Source organism: Methylobacterium sp. AMS5, from assembly GCF_001542815.1.
Classification (GTDB): Bacteria; Pseudomonadota; Alphaproteobacteria; order Rhizobiales; family Beijerinckiaceae; genus Methylobacterium.
In genome coordinates, this window is the sequence record NZ_CP006992.1 from 2164763 (window position 1) to 2181378 (window position 16616).

The 16616-nt window shown below is 69.4% G+C and carries 16 protein-coding genes and 1 pseudogene; 4 read left to right on the plus strand and 13 right to left on the minus strand.

The annotated features are described in order from the left end of the window. Window positions 1-2: 2 nt before the first annotated feature. A complete protein-coding gene (locus tag Y590_RS09675) occupies window positions 3-332 on the minus strand; it encodes a DUF6949 family protein (RefSeq protein WP_060769672.1) in 330 nt (109 codons plus the stop codon). A gap of 170 nt (window positions 333-502) precedes the next feature. Beyond that, window positions 503-718 carry a DUF3126 family protein gene (locus tag Y590_RS09680; RefSeq protein ID WP_003604163.1) on the minus strand — a complete coding sequence of 72 codons (216 nt, stop codon included), beginning with the start codon at window positions 716-718 and terminating at the stop codon, window positions 503-505. Between the two features lie 423 nt (window positions 719-1141). On the opposite strand from Y590_RS09680, the pseudogene Y590_RS27290 reads away from it, so the two are divergent. The 3 genes and pseudogenes from Y590_RS27290 to prfH form a co-directional block, all read left to right on the plus strand. Next, window positions 1142-1639 (plus strand): annotated as a pseudogene (locus Y590_RS27290) (RtcB family protein); the annotation flags it as partial. Between the two features lie 149 nt (window positions 1640-1788). Continuing rightward, a complete protein-coding gene (locus Y590_RS27295; RefSeq protein ID WP_286161882.1) occupies window positions 1789-2181 on the plus strand; it encodes an RtcB family protein in 393 nt (130 codons plus the stop codon). Next, window positions 2178-2780, plus strand: a complete 603-nt coding sequence (gene prfH, locus Y590_RS09690; RefSeq protein WP_060769673.1) for a peptide chain release factor H — start codon at window positions 2178-2180, stop codon at window positions 2778-2780. The genes Y590_RS27295 and prfH overlap by 4 nt, the downstream gene beginning before the upstream one ends. Window positions 2781-2921: 141 nt before the next feature. On the opposite strand, the gene cysE is transcribed toward prfH, so the two are convergent. The 7 genes from cysE to Y590_RS09725 all read right to left on the minus strand — a co-directional run bounded on the left by cysE (window position 2922) and on the right by Y590_RS09725 (window position 10643). Continuing rightward, entirely contained in the window at window positions 2922-3782 is an 861-nt protein-coding gene (cysE, locus tag Y590_RS09695; RefSeq protein ID WP_060769674.1) for a serine O-acetyltransferase, read from the minus strand. A 281-nt stretch (window positions 3783-4063) separates the two neighbouring features. Continuing rightward, window positions 4064-5011, minus strand: a complete 948-nt coding sequence (locus Y590_RS09700) for a helix-turn-helix transcriptional regulator (protein WP_286161883.1) — start codon at window positions 5009-5011, stop codon at window positions 4064-4066. 247 nt (window positions 5012-5258) lie between these two features. Next, window positions 5259-6866 carry an ABC transporter substrate-binding protein gene (locus Y590_RS09705; RefSeq protein WP_060769675.1) on the minus strand — a complete coding sequence of 536 codons (1608 nt, stop codon included), beginning with the start codon at window positions 6864-6866 and terminating at the stop codon, window positions 5259-5261. Continuing rightward, window positions 6863-9136, minus strand: coding sequence for a sensor histidine kinase (locus tag Y590_RS09710; protein ID WP_060769676.1), 2274 nt, complete (start codon window positions 9134-9136; stop codon window positions 6863-6865). Before Y590_RS09710 ends, Y590_RS09705 begins: the two co-directional genes overlap by 4 nt. A gap of 121 nt (window positions 9137-9257) precedes the next feature. Further along, complete coding sequence (locus Y590_RS09715) at window positions 9258-9461, minus strand: hypothetical protein (RefSeq protein WP_060769677.1); 204 nt, start codon at window positions 9459-9461, stop codon at window positions 9258-9260. Window positions 9462-9472: 11 nt separating this feature from the next. Then, complete coding sequence (locus Y590_RS09720) at window positions 9473-9757, minus strand: hypothetical protein (RefSeq protein WP_245517436.1); 285 nt, start codon at window positions 9755-9757, stop codon at window positions 9473-9475. 154 nt (window positions 9758-9911) lie between these two features. Then, window positions 9912-10643 carry a response regulator gene (locus tag Y590_RS09725; RefSeq protein ID WP_060769679.1) on the minus strand — a complete coding sequence of 244 codons (732 nt, stop codon included), beginning with the start codon at window positions 10641-10643 and terminating at the stop codon, window positions 9912-9914. A gap of 376 nt (window positions 10644-11019) precedes the next feature. On the opposite strand from Y590_RS09725, the gene Y590_RS09730 reads away from it, so the two are divergent. After that, window positions 11020-12840 carry an ATP-binding response regulator gene (locus Y590_RS09730; RefSeq protein ID WP_201026781.1) on the plus strand — a complete coding sequence of 607 codons (1821 nt, stop codon included), beginning with the start codon at window positions 11020-11022 and terminating at the stop codon, window positions 12838-12840. Between the two features lie 287 nt (window positions 12841-13127). Here the strand turns inward: Y590_RS09730 and Y590_RS09735 are convergent, their stop codons facing one another. The 4 genes from Y590_RS09735 to Y590_RS09750 all read right to left on the minus strand — a co-directional run bounded on the left by Y590_RS09735 (window position 13128) and on the right by Y590_RS09750 (window position 16608). After that, entirely contained in the window at window positions 13128-14147 is a 1020-nt protein-coding gene (locus Y590_RS09735) for a PAS domain-containing protein (protein WP_060769680.1), read from the minus strand. 64 nt (window positions 14148-14211) lie between these two features. Beyond that, window positions 14212-14965 (minus strand): IS5 family transposase gene (locus tag Y590_RS25650; protein ID WP_144439963.1). Its coding sequence is split into 2 segments (ribosomal slippage): window positions 14212-14634 and window positions 14636-14965, totalling 753 coding nucleotides; the frame shifts between segments, so codons are not numbered across the junction. Between the two features lie 303 nt (window positions 14966-15268). Then, a complete protein-coding gene (locus Y590_RS09745; RefSeq protein ID WP_060769681.1) occupies window positions 15269-16285 on the minus strand; it encodes a CobW family GTP-binding protein in 1017 nt (338 codons plus the stop codon). Next, the gene (locus Y590_RS09750) at window positions 16282-16608 is read right to left on the minus strand and encodes a hypothetical protein (RefSeq protein ID WP_060769682.1); all 327 of its coding nucleotides are present in this window, start codon (window positions 16606-16608) and stop codon (window positions 16282-16284) included. Before Y590_RS09750 ends, Y590_RS09745 begins: the two co-directional genes overlap by 4 nt. Between the last annotated feature and the right edge of the window lie 8 nt (window positions 16609-16616).

A 16616-nucleotide genomic window follows, 5' to 3' on the forward strand; every position in this document is an offset into this window, starting at 1 on the left:
GGCTACAGCCCGACCAACCGATGCGCCATGCCGAGGGCGATCTGGCCCGAGAGCAGGCTCCAGCCGCAGGCGATCATCGTCGCGATCATCACGAAGGGGATCGGCCGGCGCTCGATGCGCCGACCCCGCAGGGTGTTGCGCAGGATGATGAAGGGCGCGGCCACCGCGATCATCGGCAGCGCGGCTAGCGCCGCGACGCCGCCGGCTTCCAGCAGGCGAAAGCTCGCCCGTCGGTTCGTGGCGTATTCGAAGGCGCTCGCGAGCAGCCCCGCCAGAGCGAGACCGACGATGAGCGCCTGGATGGATTCGACGGAAGACGGGCTCACGGTCATGACGCGCTCGACGCTCCTTCTCAGGATGTGACGCGCAGTCTGGCCGATCGTTTACGGGTTGTTAAGAAAGACGTTTCGTTAACATTAACGCGGCCCACAGGCTCGATGCCGAAAGCGGTCATCGAGCCCGGAGCGGTGTTGCCGGCCGAAACGAAGGCCGGCTCGCGGAGTCAGGCGTCTTCTTCGAGATCGATGTCGAGGATCGCCATGCGGAAGGTGAAGGAATCGTCGCCGTCTTCCTTGTCGTCGGCGAGGACGCCGATCGACTCGTCGCCGATGAACACCTCGGCGGAATCACCAGTCTTCATCGCCACGACGCGGATGCTGGCATTGGCGAACTTGCGGCGCAGGTAATCCTGCAGCTTGGCGACTTCGGTCTTGGTCACACCGTCAACCTTTTTTCTGGGGGAGCGCCGCGCATCGAGGCGCGGGGCGCGGCGCCGATCGGATGATGAGCGGCGGCTTGCCAGATCATCGGGGGGCAGGCAACCCGAACGACCGAAGACGGCGGCGCGCGAATCGGCTAAGCGGACGCGGCACACACCGTGCTTCGACACGCATTCCCGCACCACGCTTTCGAAGGAGGCGGAGCATGACCCAGGCATTCCGGCAGACGACCGACCGAGCCGCCGCGTGCCCGCTCCGCGGGCTCTCGGCCACGCCGAGACTTCCCACATGAAAGCACGGACGATTTGACGAAGACACCGGTTCACCGCTTCTTTTCCGGAAGCGCCTGGATCGAGGGTAACGCCCTCGCTCAACTCGATTTTCTCACCCAAACCATTCCGAACATCGTCGCGCTCGCCGCGATGCCGGACCTGCATCCGGGCAAATACGGCCCGGTCGGCATGGGCCTGCTCGCGCCCGGCCTTCACCCGACCCTGGTCGGGTCGGATATCGGCTGCGGCATGGGTCTGTTCCGGACCGACCTCAAGCTGAAGAAGCTGCGGACCGACCGGGCCGCCGAACGCCTCAAGGGGCTCGACGAGCCCTGGGACGGCGATCGGCGCGGGCGGATGGAGGCGGCCGGGCTCGCCCCGACGCCCTACGATTTCGGTCTCGGCAGCATCGGCTCCGGCAACCACTTCTGCGAAGTGCAGGCCGTCCACGAGATGCGGGACGAGGCCGCCTGCCGGGAGGCGGGCATCGACCCCGAGCGGGTCCACCTCCTCGTTCATTCCGGCTCGCGGGCGCTGGGCGCCTCCATCCTCGACGCTCTGGTCCGGGCGGAGGCCGGACCACTCGCACCGGACTCGGAGGAGGGGCGGCGTTACCTCGCCGCCCACGATCACGCGGTTGCCTGGGCGCGGCTCAACCGGGCGATCATCGCCGAGCGGGCCGGCGAGGCCCTGCGCGGCGCGGTCGAGCCGGTGGCCGACCGGCCGCACAACTTCCTGGAACCGAGGGGGGCGGCATCCTCCACCGCAAGGGGGCCGCGCCCGCCGACCGGGGGCTGGTGCCGATCCCCGGCTCGCGGGAGACCCTCTCCTATCTCGTGCGGCCGCGGGTCGATGCGTCTCCGGACGCGCTCGCCTGCCTCGCCCATGGCGCCGGCCGCAAGTACGACCGGGGCTCGATGCACGGCCGCATCGAGCGGGTGCGCTCGGTGCGCGAGGGGCTCAAGCGCAACCCGTTCGGCGGGATCGTGGTCTGCGAGGACCGCAATCTGCTGATCGAGGAGGCGGGCGACGCCTACAAGGCGATCGACCGGGTGATCGACGACCTCGTGAGCTTCGGCCTGGCCGAGGTGGTGGCGACCTTCCGGCCGCTCGTCACCTTCAAGACCGGGCTGAGCACGATCGGCCGGCGCGGTGGTTCCCAAGGGGCCGGACAGGGGAGGGGGCGATGAGCCTGCGCCTCCTCGTCACCAGCGGACGCGGCCCGGCCGAGTGCCGGATCGCGCTGTCCCGGGTCGTGCGGCTCCTCCGCCAGGAGGCGGAGGCGTGGGGGCTCGATCTGTCCCAGATCGACGGGCCGCCCCATCCGCAAGGGCACGGGCCGGCCTCGGTCGTGCTCGTCCTCGACGGACCGGAGGCGGCCCGGCTCGCTGCCTCCTGGGCCGGGACGATTCAATGGATCGCCCAGAGCCCGGTGCGGCCGAACCATAAGCGCAAGAACTGGTTCGTCTCGGTCTCGGAACTGCCGCCGCTTCCTTCCGCCCAGGCGATCCGGGAGCAGGACGTCCGGTTCGAGGCGTTCCGGGCGGGCGGTCCCGGTGGGCAGCACCAGAACACGACCGACAGCGCTGTGCGCGCCACCCATGGGCCGACCGGCCTGCGGGTCGTCGCCCGGGAGGAACGCTCCCAGCACCGGAACCGGGACATTGCCCTGAAGCGGCTCGCCGAACTCGTCGAGATCCGGGCCGCGATGGAACGAGGCGCGCTTCAGGACGAGGCGCATCGGCGTCACGACGCCCTGGAGCGGGGCAACCCGGTCCGGGTTCTCTAAGCATCATCCCGAAAGGTGGTTGCCGGCTTTCGGAAAAAAGATGATGCGAAAACAAGAGCCTCAACCATCGTCCCGGATCAGGTATCCAGGACGATGGTTCAGAGAGCCGTGAGGATCTGTCGGCGGCCTTCGGGCTGCGGATCAGATTCCGCCCGCGATATCGATGAACTCGCTCATCGCCACGAGCTGGTCCATCGAGCGGGCGGGCTCGGCGCAGCCGGCCGCACCGACGACACGCGCCGGCACGCCGACGACGGTGGTGTGGGCCGGCACCGACCGGAGCACGACCGAGCCCGCCGCGACCCGGGCACAGGCCCCGACCTCGATGTTGCCGAGGATCTTGGCGCCCGCGCCGATCATCACGCCGCGGCGGATCTTGGGGTGGCGGTCGCCGCCATGCTTGCCCGTGCCGCCGAGCGTCACCGCGTGCAGAATCGAGACGTCGTCCTCGATCACCGCGGTGGAGCCGATCACGACCCCGGTGGCGTGGTCGAAGAACACCCCGCGCCCGATCCGGGCGGCCGGGTGGATGTCGGTCTGGAACACCTCCGACGACCGGCTTTGCAGATAGAGCGCGAGGTCGCGCCGGCCCTGGCCCCAATACCAGTGGGCGAGGCGGTGCGCCTGGATCGCGTGGAAGCCCTTGAAGTAGAGCAGCGGCTCAAGCGCCCGGGTCGTCGCCGGGTCGCGGTCCATCACCGCGAGGATGTCGGCGCGCATGCTCTGGCCGATGCGAACGTCGTCCTGAATCGCTTCGTGGAAGCCGTGGGCGACGAGTTCGCTCGAGAGCGAGGCGTGGCCGAGGCGGGTGGCGACGCGGTGCGCGACCGCAGCCTCCAGGCACGGATGGTTGAGGATGGTGGCAACGAAGAACGAGGCGAGCTGCGGCTCGTCGCGCACCACCGTTTCCGCCTCGGTCCGCACGCGCGTCCAGAGCGGATCGACGATTCCGGCGATGCCTTCGCGCCCGGAGGCCGGGCTGAGCGACGGACTGGCGGACATGCATTCCTCCTCGACAGCGTGGGCTGTCCATCCGGCTTGTGGCCGCGACGGGCTCGCAGCCGGCAGCGTGTTCGCGCCGCCCCGCACGGCCTTGCCGAGGCGGCCCGCTAGACGGGTTATGCCGCCGGGTGGGGCATGGAGTGACGACGCGTATCGCGAAAACCGCGCGGGAGAGAAGCGTCTTCGCCCGCACCGGGTCAAGCCCCACAGCTTGGGGCGATCCCGCGCCGCATCAAGGGGCCGGGTCACACCCTGCGGCGGATGGCGCCGCAAGGCTGCGGTCACGCCGCCGGGCGCCGCCCGCCGGTGTCGTTGCCGCTGAAGCGCGACTCGATCACTTCGATCAGACGCTCGGCCATGACCTCGACCGGCACGTCGGAGGTGTCCACGACGGCAGAGGCGCGGGCGTAGAGCGGCTCGCGGCTGAGCAGCACCGCGCGCAGATCCTCCAGCACCGAGGCCGGATCGCCCTTGCCTTCGACATGACCCTGGTCGCGCACCCGCTGCAGGTGCTCCTCGGGCCGGGCCTGCAGCCAGATCGTGTAGAAGGAGGAGAGCAGCAGGTCGTAGGTCAGCGGCTCGGCGACGATGCTGCCGCCGGTGGCGAGCACCATCGGCCCCGGCTGCTCGGCGAGACCGCGCAGGGCCTTCTGCTCCAGCCGGCGGTAGCCTTCCTGGCCGTAGATCGCGAAGATCTCGCGCACCGACAGGCCGTTCTCGCGCTCGATCTCCGTGTTGAGCTCCACGAAGCGCCATCCGAGATGGGCCGCCGCCATCCGGCCCAGCGTCGATTTGCCGGCACCGCGCAGGCCCACCAGCGCCACGCGCCGCCGGATCGTCCGCGCTTCCGCACCGGTCGAGCCCGCAAGCGCCGACTTGGCCAGGGCGATCTGGTCCGGGCTGGCCTGATCGAGCAGGTCGCGGATGACGCGCCAGTCGGACGAGGCTTCCTGGGTCGAGACGAGATCGTCGAGCCGCATCCCCATCGCATTGGCGACGCGCCGCAGCAGGATGATCGAGACGTTGCCCTGGCCGCTCTCGAGCTGGGCGATGTAGCGCTCGGACAGGCCGGAGGCCTGCGACAGCAGCTTGCGCGACAGCCCACGCACCGTCCGCGCGTGGCGGACGCGCCGGCCGAGTTCGTTGAGGAAGCTCGCTTCTTGATCGGCCGCGTCGGTCATGGCCACACTCACCTCATCGTCCTTTCCGACGCCCGCCTCGATCCGCATCCATGCCGAACAGCTCCGGCGAGGCCTCGACCTCGCGCCCGGAATACTATCCGCTCGTCCGGAGACCCGAACGAGAGACGCCCGCTGCAACGCGCGGGCCAAAGCACGCGGACAGAGCGGGGAACGCGCACATCTGGCGATTGGCGAGCTGCGATGCAACCCGTCGCGCGAGCGTGGCATCCATGCGAACTCGCTAGTGGATAACATATGCTATGCCGCAACGCGAGAGATACGGCCCTGCAAAACACTAGTCCGCCAACGATACGCCCTCGAACAGGGTGCGCCCGAGCGGGTCCGTCCGGAAGCCGTCCACATGGCGCCGGGCCGCCATGTGGACGATGGTGTGGGCGAGCGGCACCCAGGGGACGGCCTCGCGGAATCGGATCTGCGCGTCCCGGTAGAGCCGGGTGCGGGTCTCGCGGTCGTCGGTGCGGCGGGCGTCGAGGACCGCCGCATCGTAGCGTGCGTCGCACCAGCGGGCGAGGTTGGCGCCCCCCGGCGCCGCTGCCCGGCAGCCGAGCAGCACGTTCATGAAGTTGTCCGGGTCGCCGTTATCGCTGGTCCAGCCGTAGAGCATCATCGTCGGCGCGCCGCCGTAGAGCGCTGACCGGTAAGCGGTCCAGTCGCGGGTGGTCAGTCGGGTGCGGATGCCGATGCGGGCGAGGTCGGCGCGGATCATGTCCGCCACGCGCCGGCCATCGGGGTTGTAGGGCCGGCTGACCGGCAGGAACCACAGATCGGTTTCGAACCCCTCGGGAAAACCGGCCTCGGCCAGCAGGCGCGCGGCGGCCTCACGGTCGAAGGCGGGCTCGGGCAGATCGGGGTGGAAGGCCCAGCTTGACGGCGGCAGCGGGTTGCGCGCCACCGTGCCGGCCGGCCCGTAGACGGCCTCGACGATGGCCTTGCGGTCGATGGCGAGACTGACGGCACGGCGGACCCGCCAATCGGTCATCGGCGGGCGCGTGGTGTTGAGGGCGAGGTAGGCGACGTTGAGTTCTTCGCCGGAAAAGAGAGCCAGGTCGGGGTCGGCGCGCACCGCGTCGAGATCCGCCGTGCCGGGAAAGGCCATCACGTGGCACTCGCCGGCCTTGAGCTTGGTCAGCCGCACCGCCGGATTCGGGGTGATCGAGAAGACGAGCCCTTCGATCGTATGCGCTCCGGCATCGGCTGATCGGCGCCAGTAGTCCGGGAAACGGCGATAGCGCAGGGCCACGTCGGGGCGGTATTCGACGAAGCGGAATGGGCCGGTCCCGATCGGCGCGCGGGCCAGCTCGGCTTGCGCGCCCCTTCGTGCGAGATGCTCGGCATATTCCGCCGACAGGATGCCGCCGAAGGCCTGGGCGAGATTGGGCAGGAAGGTCGCGTCCGGCTCCTTGAGGCGGAAGCGGACCTGGCGCTCGTCGAGCCGTTCGATTCCCTCGATCTGGCTGGCGAGGCCGAGGTCGCGGAAATAGGCGAAGTCGCCGCCGACGCGGTGATAGGGATGGTCCGGCTTCCACTGGCGGAGGAAGCTGAAGAGCACGTCGTCGGCGTTGAGCGGTCGGCTCGGCGTGAACCCGGCATTGGCGTGGAAGCGCACGCCCGCCCGCAGGGTGAAGTCGTAGGTCCGCCCCCCGTCGGAGACCTCCCACGATTCGGCGAGCGCCGGCCGCAGGTCTGTGGTGCCGGGGGCGAACTCGACGAGGCTGTTGAACATCTGCCACGTCGCACTCATCGCCGTGGTCGTGGTGACGAGGCCGGGATCGAGGGCTTCCGGGTTGCCCTCGGAGCAGTAGACCAGGGTGCGCACCTGCCCCGGCGCCGCGCCCGTCAGGACGGCGAGGGCCAGCAGCGCGGCGCGGACGAGGCGTCTCATCGCGCCTCCATCCCGGTCGGCCGGCGCGCCGTGCCCGGCCGTTCGGTGCCGCCGGGCGCCCGCGGGAATTCCAGGCGCACGAGGGTGCCCCGGCCCGGCTCGCTCTCGACGGCGATGCGGCCCTGGAGCTTGGCCGTGACGAGGTTGTGCACGATGTGCATGCCGAGCCCGGTGCTGCCGCGGGAGCGGGCGGTGGTGAAGAACGGGTCGAAGATCCGCCGGAGATGGTCCGGCGCGATGCCGCCGCCGTCGTCGATCACCTCCAACCGCACGAGCGCTCCGGGCGCCGAGACCTGCACCGTGATGGTTCCCGGCCGCTCGGCGCCGGCGAATCCGTGCACGACGGCGTTGGCGACGAGGTTGGTGACGACCTGCGCGAGCACGCCGGGATAGGTATCGAGGACGATTCCGGGCGGGACCTCGCGCCGAATTCTGTGGCCGCCCTTGCGCAGCATCGGCTGCAGGCTCGCGAGCAGTTCGCCGAGCCAGACATCGAGGTCGAAGCTCCGGCGCTCGTCGCTCGCCCGGTCCACCGCCACCTGCTTGAAGCCGTGGACGAGGTCGGCGGCGCGGGCCAGGTTCGCGCAGAGCAGTTGCGTTCCCTCGCCGACCCGATCGACGAAATGGATCAGGCGCGAGCGCGAGAGCGTGCCCGCCGCGACCAAGCCCTGGAAGGTCCGCGTCTCGTCGCGCACCAGCGTCGCGGTGGTCAGCGCGATGCCGAGCGGCGTGTTGATCTCGTGGGCGACGCCGGCCACGAGCTGCCCCAGCGAGGCGAGTTTTTCCGCGCGGATCAGGTCGTCCTGGGCATGGCGGAGATCGTGCAGGGCGGTGTCCGCCTGATCCTTGGCCCGCCGCAGCGCCCGTTCGCGCCGGCCGATCTCGGTCACGAAGAAGTTCGTCGCGCGGGCGATGTCGCCGAGTTCGTCCGTGCGCTGCGTGCCGGAGAGTCCCTCCGCCTTCGGGTCGGCAGCGAGCGCGATCATGTCACCCTGAAGCTGGCGCAGCGGCACGAGAATCGAGCGGGCCACCGCCAGGGCGGCGAGGGCTCCGAGCAGCAGGCCGATGGCCGCCCCGGCGAGGAGGAGCCGGCCGAGGAAGGTGCCGAACCGGTCGGCATCCTCGACCGCGTCGTCGTTGAGGTCGCGGGAGGCCTCGCTCAGGCCGGCGGCGAGGCCGTCCATCTCGGCGATCATCGCGTTCTGGCGCTTGAGCCCGTCGATCGTGGTAGCGAGCCGCGCGCGCCAGCCGTCGATGGCCTCGATCATGTCGGATTGAATCAGCGGCGAGATCGGCAGGGCGGAGGCGCTTGCCGAGAGCCGCTCGCCCTCGCTGAGCATCGTGGAGATGGCCTCCGGGTCCCGCCGCGCCAGCGCCTCGGCGGTGCGCTGGCCGAGCTTGAGCGTGGCGATGCCGATATTCTGCGTCGCCTGCTCGGTCGCGTTGGCCTCGCCTGCATAGGTTAGGAGCTGCGCCACCGCGTCGTCGAGCGTCCGCTGCTCGGAGGTCACGATCTTGAGCCAGCGCTCGCCCCACTCGGTCAGCCGGTCGCCGGCCGGCGGCTCGGAGGCGGTCAGCCCCTCGGCCTCCATCGCTTCGGTCTCGCGGGAGGTGGCGCGCAGGGCCGCCGCGAGGTCGCGGCCGGCATGGACGAGGCGGGTGCGCCCGGACTGCGCGGTCTCCTCGCCGCGTTGCCGGGCGAGGGCGCCTTGCCACGCGGCGGCCAGCACGGCGTTGAGCCCCGCCACGACGTCGCGGGTCGCGCGCAGCCGGTTCACCTTCCCCGTCATCGTCCAGGCGAGATCGACATTGGAGGCTTGCTGGCGCTGGCGCGCCTGCTCGGCAAGGTCGGTGAGGCGGTTCGCGCGCTGTCCCATCTCGGCGATGAGGCCGTCGTTCTCGCGGGCGACCGCCGAGAAATCCCGCATCCGCGCCACGTAGCGGTCGAGGGATTGGCGCGCCGCGGCGGCCCGCTCGGCTTGGCTCCGGATGCGGGCCTGATTCTGAAGCGCCTCCAGACCCTGTCCGGCCCTGGCGGTCAGGTCGAAGAACCGTGTCTCGATCGCCGCGCGTGCGTCGGCGCGGGCGGAGACGGAATCGTCGCGGACCATCCGCGCCAGGGTGAGGTCGTGATAGGCGCGGGTGGCGAGCAGGGCGCCGGCCCGGGCTCGCTCGCCTTGGGCGAGAAGGAACCAGCCCGCCGCCGCGATGGCCGCGGCGACGAGGATCGGGACACCGCCGACCAGGGCAATCTTCCGGCCGACCCGCATCCTCGCCCCGTGGCGGGCTCCCTCGGGAGCGTCCTTCGTCGGGGCGGGATCGTCGCCGGAAACGCGTCGCCGGACAAGGGCGTCGCGCCGGTCTGGATGGGGACGGCGAGCCGCGCCGCCCTCATGCGCCCGCCGGGACCGTGTGGCGCCGTTTGCGCACCGGTGTCCCCCGGCCGCCGGAGGTGCCGAAGCGTCCTTCCTTGGTCGGCGTCGTCGGGACGGGCCGGCCGTCGCGCCCGCCCTGCTGGCGCCCGTGCAGGATCTCCCGCAGATGGGCCAGCGTCTCCGCCGAGGCCTCCAGATCCTCCGTTGAGAAATGCGGCATGGCGGCCCTCCTCAACGCGCGGTGAGAGCGATGATGCGGACCTTGCGCCCGTCGGCGGCGCAGGCCGCCGGTTGGTAGGGCCACGCGGCGGCACAGGGGGCGGTCGTCGATGTTTCACCCTTGAGCGCCGGCGCCTCGGACTCCGTGACCTTGGGAGCCATGGCGGCGGGCGCCTCGATGGGCGCCGCGGACAGCGCCGGCTTCGGGCCGGCGGCGGCATCCGTCGCGGCCAAGCCGGCAACGAGGCCGGCGGACAAAACCGCGCTCGCGGCGATCATTGAGACCAATCCCTGCATGACATCCTCCCGCGGCTTTGCCGTCGTCGATGGGAGTGCTTGTAGGCAGGGGGCGTGTCCGGCGTTTTGCGTCGCCCGTCACAGGATCACCGGATCAGGGGGCGATTGTTGCGTCTTGCAGCCGCCGACGAAACATTCGGCGGCGAATGCACCTTCAGTCGCCTTCGGGGCGGAAGATGTAGCCGAGGCCGCGCACGGTGCGGATGTAGCGCGGGTTGGCCGGGTCCGGCTCCACCTTCTTGCGGATGCGGTTGATTCGCACGTCGATCGCCCGGTCGAACGCGTCCGGATCGCGGGCGTCGGCGAGGTCGAGCAGCCGCTCGCGCGACAGGGCCCGCTTCGGATGATCGGCGAAGGCTTTGAGGAGATCGAATTCCGAGCGGGTGAGCGGCTGCTCCACGCCCGCATCGTCGCGCAGGCGCAGGGCATCGAGTTCGAGCCACTTCGTGCCGAACCGAACGGTTCGCGCCGGTGCCGCGGCGTCGGGCGCCGCCTGCGCCGATGGCGGCGCGACCTGGGCCCGCCGCAGCACCGAGCGCACCCGGGCGACGAGTTCGCGCAACTCGCAGGGCTTGGGCAGGTAATCGTCCGCCCCGAGTTCGAGCCCCACCACCCGGTCGATCGGGCTGGCGGTCGCCGTCAGCATGATGATCGGAATCGGGCTTCGCGCCTTCAGATCCCGCACGATGGAGAGGCCGTCCTCCTCGGGCATATTGAGGTCGAGCACGATCAGGTCCGGCGTCCGGATCTGGAGATGGGCCCGCAGTGCCCGCCCGCCCTCGCACAGGGCCACGTCGAAGCCGTGCAGGCGCAGGTAGTCGCCGACCATGGCGCGGGCATCGGCCTCGTCGTCCACGACGGCGATGTGTGGGCCGGTCGCCGTCATAGGCCCGCGCCTGTCCAGTCCGGCGAAGAGAATCGGATGGTCACCTCGATCGTCCCTCGAATCGAAAAGGCACTTTCGGCTGGACTCGACAGCTTTCGCCCTCACCATGCCCGATCCGGCCGCGCTTGGCGACGCCACCGGGAGGGCGATCAACGGATCTTGGCGGACGGGCCGCGCCGAACTTGTGTACGATGATTGAAGCCGCCCAAGGGTGGGGCGGCGGGGCATGTGTTGAGGCCACTCGCCTTTCGATAAGATTTCGTCGCAAGCTTTCGGTCAGCATCGCGGTGTGTGCTTTCGAACGGTGCAACCGCTCGCGCCGCAGCACAAAGGGCGGCGGATGCGCATGCGTTACGCTGATTCGGTAGGCGGAAGCATGTGGGCGACCTCGATGAGCTCGGAAGGCCTTCACGCGATGAACGACGACGACTGGCTCGAACTCATCCCCGACGAGGCCGCGGAAGCGCCGACCCGAGCCGGAACCTGGACCATCGCGGTGGTCGACGACGATCCGGCCGTCCACGAGGGCACCCGCTACGCGCTCGCCGGCTACAGCCTCGACGGGCGGGGCCTCGACATCCTCTCCGCCTATTCGGCGCAGGAGGCGCGGGCGCTGCTGGCCGAGCGGCGCGACGTCGCCATCGTGCTGCTCGACGTGGTGATGGAGACCGACGATGCCGGACTGAGGCTCGTCGATTACATCCGCCGGGAGCTGAAGGAGGAGACCGTCCGCATCATCCTGCGCACCGGCCAGCCGGGGCAGGCGCCGGAGCGGCGCGTGATCGTCGATTACGACATCAACGACTACAAGGCGAAGACCGAACTCACCGCCGACAAGCTCTTCACCAGCCTCACCGCGGCGCTCCGGGCCTACCAGCAGCTCCGGCGGCTCGACGAGACCCGGCGCGGCCTGGAAATCATCATCGACGCCGCGCCGATGCTGCTCGACCACAAGTCGATGCAGCGGCTCGCCGAAGGGGTGCTGACCCAGGTCGCCTCGCTCCTCAACGTCGATTGCGCCGGCATCCTGGTTCTGCGCGAGGATGAGGATGCCGCCGACCGGCGGGAGGGCGGCTTCTGCGTGCTGGCCGGCTCGGGGCTCTATGGCGGCTATGTCGGGCGCGATCCCGGCTGGCCGCTCGATCCCGGCATCCAGCCCCTGGTCGAGCAAGCTTTCGCGGCGCGCCGCCACAGCTTCGGCGACGGCCTCTCCACGCTCTACGTCCAGACCGCGAGCGGCAGCGAGATCGTCGCGCTGATCGACACCGACCGCCCGCTCTCCGATACCGACCGCGCGCTCATCACCCTGCTGGCGGGGCGCCTCTCGGTCGCCTTCGACAACGTGATTCTCTACGAGCGGCTGCAGCGCGCCAACGTCACCCTGGAGCAGCGGGTGGTCGAGCGCACCGCCGAACTGATCCGCGCCAACCGCCGCCTCGATATGCAGCGCTCGGACCTGCGCCGGGCCAACAGCCTCAAGACCGAGATTCTGGGCACCATCGCCCATGACCTGAAGAATCCGCTCTCGGTGATCCTGGGCCGCTCCGAGATGCTGACCGACCTGATCGGCCTCGATCAGGGGGAGGCATCCGGCGCGGAGAAGGCGCGGGCGGCGATGCTGACCCAGGTCGAGCACATCCGCACCTCGGCGACCCGCCTGATCGACATGATCGACAGCCTCATGGCCGACGCCATGAACGACGCCCTCGACATCACCCTGCGGCGCGAGCCCGTCGATCTCGCCGGCCTCGCCCGCGAGGTCTGCGAGGCCAACCGTCCGCTGGCCGAATCGAAGGGCCAGAGCCTGAACACGGATCTGTCCGCCCCGCTCTCGCTATGCGGCGACGCCGAACGGCTGCGCGAGGCGCTCGACAACCTCGTCTCGAACGCGATCAAGTATTCCTATCCCGGCGGCGCGATCACGGTGAGCGTGCGGGAGGAGGGGGGCGACCTCGTCTGCGCGGTGGCCGACCAGGGCCCCGGCCTGTCCCCGGAGGATGCCGGCCGCCTGTTCGGCCGCTACCAGCGCCTCTCGGCCAAGCCCACCGGCGGCGAGGGCTCGACGGGGCTGGGCCTCTCCATCGTCAAGCGCATCGCCGAACTCCACGGTGGCCGCGCCGAGGCGTTCTCCGACGGACCGGGGCAGGGCGCCGTGTTCTCGATGCGGTTCCCGAAGGAGGCGGTGGGGGTGCCGTAGGGGCGGACCCAACGGCCTGACCATGCAGGACGGCTTCCGATCCGGTCTGGGCCGTCACGATATCCAATTCCGGCCATTCCACCGCACCGGTTCTCCAGGGATGGCGCTTGATAACGTTCTTTTTGGATGGTCCTTGCCGATCATCCAAAGCAGACCGCAGCCTATGGTGTGCCAGGGCACACCCAAACGGACTGGCGTCGGCGGCCGCGTGGGGTGGAAGTGATGACGGTCAAGCCGGCGTTGGCATGCGTCCGGACAGGGGGCGCCAGCGGTGCCTTCAGGCGGCCTCAACTGCGGGCAATGGCGACCCTGTTGTCATCCAGGATCATGAAGCGGATGCCGGCACGACGCAGGGCCGCAATGGCTTTCCGGCGAGAGTGGGAGCCCCGGCTATCGGCATCCTCCTCAAGGCGCCGCACCGTCGAGAGCGACAAGCCGCTTGCCTGCGCCAGCATCGTCATCGACCAGTCGAGCAGGGCTCGAGCGGCGCGCAGGTGGTGACCCTCCACTAGCTGTTCCAGGCCTATGCGCATCAGGTCCGCCACCAGCGGCGGAGCGCCGAGCGCAGCGGGATAGAGGATCCCGTTGCGCTCGATCAAGCGCCCGCGCTCGTCAAAGACTGGGACTGAAAGCACCCGATAGCGCTCAGGTTCGCGGTTGCGAAGGTGATGCAGCGGCGCCGCTTGGAACATCTGCTCGGCTTGGCGCTGTGCGATGCTGTCGATAAACGCCGCGCGCTCGGCCGGCGCCACGTCGGCATAGGGATCGGCGATGATATCTTCCATCGGGCGCCCGGAAAACTGCGCCGCCTCGGGCGGAAAGTGATAGGTCCCGTCGAGATCGACGGGGATGAACAGGATGCGGGACGCAGCCAGCAAAGCGCTGCGCCGACGCTGATCGGTCTGGCGCAGCCGTAACAGGGCGGCTGCATCGGTTACGTCCAGGACGATGCCGGCGGCGGCCCGCGGTCGGCCCTCCGGCGTCAGATGCAATTCGGTGCGCATCGTGATCGTGCGCAGCGTTCCGTCCGGTCGCGCGATCCGGATCTCGCGCTTTGGCAGGACGTGGCCCTGCAGGAGATCGGCGGTGCTCGCCAAGTAGAACCGGTCTGCGGGATGGACGAGATCAGTGAGCAGGCTGTAGCTCGCGCGGGTCTGCGTGGGATCGAGCCCGAGCAGGCGGAAGAGGCCGGGCGACCAAGTCTGCTGCCCGGAGGCGAAGATCCAGGCCCAACTTCCCGTCAGCCCGTCATCCTCGATCAGCCGAAGGAATTCTGCCGGAGCGAAGGACAAATTGAGTGGATGCATAAAGTCCTGGTGTAGGCAGTCTGCGACGCACGCGCGCCTTGCTGGATAGTACTAGGCTCTGGACTCATAACCAATAGCTGACGGTGGCTGCGATGGAGACGGCGGCGAGATAGTTGGTTGCGAGCCTGTCGTATCGTGTGGCAACGCGACGGAAGTCCTTGATGCGACCGAACATACGCTCGATGGCGTTGCGGCCTTTGTAGAGGACTGGCGAGAAGCACGGCTTCCAGCGCCGATTGGATTTCGGCGGGATGTTGGGGGCGGCTCCCGTCGCCTCGATCTGCCGACGGATGGCGTCGCTGTCGTAGCCTTTGTCGGCGAGCAGGATGCGGCACCGGGGCGAACGCTCGAGGAGTAAGGCTCCTGCCTTGCAGTCCGCGACCTGTCCGCCTGTCAGCAGGAAAGCAAGCGGGCGGCAGAACCGGTCGGTGAGCGCATGGATTTTGGTCGTGCGCCCGCCCCGCGAACGGCCGATGGCCTGATTATGCTCCCCCTTTTCCGCCGGATGCGCAGCGATGCGCCTTCACGGCCGAGGAATCGATGAGCACCTGCGAGGGTGGGCCGCCAGCCTTGGCCAGGGTCTCGAACAGATCGGTCCAGACCCCCTTGGCCGCCCACCGCACGAAGCGATTGTAGAGCGTCTTTCTTGGACCATAAACCTCGCGTGGCGCATCCGCCCAACGCCCGCCCGACTTCAGCACGTGGATGATGCCGCTGATCACCCGACGGTCATCGACGCGATCCTTGCCTCGCGCATCTGTCGGCAAGTGCGGCTCAATCTTCGCAAACTGTGCGTCCGTCAGCCAAAACTCGTCCATCCGATCCTCCTTCATCACAAAGGAATCACGGACACTCCTGCCAAGCCAAATTTATGGGTCCAGAGCCTAAGTCGAGTGCCGCTGCGCCGGGTTGTAAAAGCGCTCGATGCCCTTGGCGGCGTCCGCCCGAATCCGGTCCCGACTACGTAACATCCCGCCTACGGGCAAATGCTTCCGGCCGCAGTGCGGAAGCCTGTTTCCCACCCTCAGCAGCCTTTGAGCGGTCAAGCTGTTTGCGCTTCGATCTCAGCGGAGGCGCCGCGCCCTTCCCGCATGGGACGACCGGGATGTTCGTGCCCCGCCTCAGCGAAGCCCTGCAAAGACCTCGAACGAGGCGCGGATGCGGGCCTCTTCGATCCCGTCCACGATGAAGACGAGGCGGGACGTGCGCGGGCCGTCCGACCACGCCGCCATATGCGTCGGCGGATGGACGAGGTGCTGCACGCCGTGGACGGCCACAGGGCGCGCCTCGCCGGCGAGGTCGAGGATGCCCTTGACCCGCAGGATGCGGTGGCCGTGACGGTTGAGCAGCATCGACAGCCAGATCCCGAAGCCGGTCCAGTCGATCGGCCGGTCGAGCGTCACGGAAAAGGAACGGATCGTCTCGCCGTGGCGATTCGGATCGTGCCGGTGATGCCCGTGGTGGCCGTCAGGATGCGAGTGACTGTGGTCCCCTTCCGGCTCTTGAGTCGGAGCGAGCCCGGTCGCATCGGCCATCAGCCAGGCCGCGTCCCACGCCGCGCCGTGAACGTCCACGACTGCCGCGGCCGGGTTCAGCGCGGCGAGGCGGTGGACGAGCGCGTCGAGCGCTTCCGGCGTCACGAGGTCGCCCTTCGTCACGACGATCCGGTCGGCGGCCGAGATCTGCTTGGTCATTTCCGGCCGGCGCGCGATCTGATCCGCGGCGTTGAACGCATCGACCGTCGCCACGATGCTGCCGGGGGCGAGGTGATGGGACAGCACGGGATCGGCCCGGAGGGTCGAGAGGATCGGGAACGGGTCGGCGAGCCCGGTCGATTCGATCACGAGCCGGTCGAAGGCCGGCACGAGGCCGCGCGCCCGCTTCGACAGGAGATCGCGCAGAGCCTCCGACAGCTCGCCCCGGATGGTGCAGCAGACGCAGCCCGATTGCAGCAGCACCATCGTCTCGTCGATCCGCTCGACGAGGTGGTGGTCGAGGCCGACTTCGCCGAACTCGTTGATGAGGACGGCGGCGCCCGAAAGCGCGGGATCGGACAGGAGCCGGCGCAGCAGCGTGGTCTTGCCCGAGCCGAGAAAGCCGGTCAGCAGGTTCACCGGCAGGAGGGCGGGCGCTGTCATGCCGAGCGGTGCATATGGGCGAGAAGCCCCTCGTCGAGCGGGTCGAAGGCTCGCCCGGAGAGTTTTTCCGCCGTCGGCCAGAGATGGGCGAGGGTGTCGATCATCTCGACCTTGCCGGTCGCCGTGGCGAGCACGTAGGCACGCCCCTGGAAGTCGGAGAGGGTCAGCCGGTAGGCGGACAGGATCCGGTTCGCGAGGCGGATCCGCCGCGTTCTTTCCAGCCGGCGCTCGCGGGCCGTATCGTTGCGCGAGTAGGTGCCGGGGCGTGGGACGGCATCCGTCCAGTGCGTCTCGATGCCGAGCACGCCGCAGAGCGAGCACATGGGCTTTC

What these genes read in the sequence shown, in the direction of transcription:
- Y590_RS09675 (WP_060769672.1), bottom strand. Translation starts at nt 332, where the DNA reads ATGACCGTGAGCCCGTCTTCCGTCGAATCCATCCAGGCGCTCATCGTC.
- prfH (WP_060769673.1), top strand. Translation starts at nt 2,178, where the DNA reads ATGAGCCTGCGCCTCCTCGTCACCAGCGGACGCGGCCCGGCCGAGTGC.
- cysE (WP_060769674.1), bottom strand. Translation starts at nt 3,782, where the DNA reads ATGTCCGCCAGTCCGTCGCTCAGCCCGGCCTCCGGGCGCGAAGGCATC.
- Y590_RS09700 (WP_286161883.1), bottom strand. Translation starts at nt 5,011, where the DNA reads ATGCGGATCGAGGCGGGCGTCGGAAAGGACGATGAGGTGAGTGTGGCC.
- Y590_RS09705 (WP_060769675.1), bottom strand. Translation starts at nt 6,866, where the DNA reads ATGAGACGCCTCGTCCGCGCCGCGCTGCTGGCCCTCGCCGTCCTGACG.
- Y590_RS09710 (WP_060769676.1), bottom strand. Translation starts at nt 9,136, where the DNA reads ATGCGGGTCGGCCGGAAGATTGCCCTGGTCGGCGGTGTCCCGATCCTC.
- Y590_RS09715 (WP_060769677.1), bottom strand. Translation starts at nt 9,461, where the DNA reads ATGCCGCATTTCTCAACGGAGGATCTGGAGGCCTCGGCGGAGACGCTG.
- Y590_RS09720 (WP_245517436.1), bottom strand. Translation starts at nt 9,757, where the DNA reads ATGCAGGGATTGGTCTCAATGATCGCCGCGAGCGCGGTTTTGTCCGCC.
- Y590_RS09725 (WP_060769679.1), bottom strand. Translation starts at nt 10,643, where the DNA reads ATGACGGCGACCGGCCCACACATCGCCGTCGTGGACGACGAGGCCGAT.
- Y590_RS09730 (WP_201026781.1), top strand. Translation starts at nt 11,020, where the DNA reads ATGTGGGCGACCTCGATGAGCTCGGAAGGCCTTCACGCGATGAACGAC.
- Y590_RS09735 (WP_060769680.1), bottom strand. Translation starts at nt 14,147, where the DNA reads ATGCATCCACTCAATTTGTCCTTCGCTCCGGCAGAATTCCTTCGGCTG.
- Y590_RS09745 (WP_060769681.1), bottom strand. Translation starts at nt 16,285, where the DNA reads ATGACAGCGCCCGCCCTCCTGCCGGTGAACCTGCTGACCGGCTTTCTC.
- Y590_RS09750 (WP_060769682.1), bottom strand. Translation starts at nt 16,608, where the DNA reads ATGTGCTCGCTCTGCGGCGTGCTCGGCATCGAGACGCACTGGACGGAT.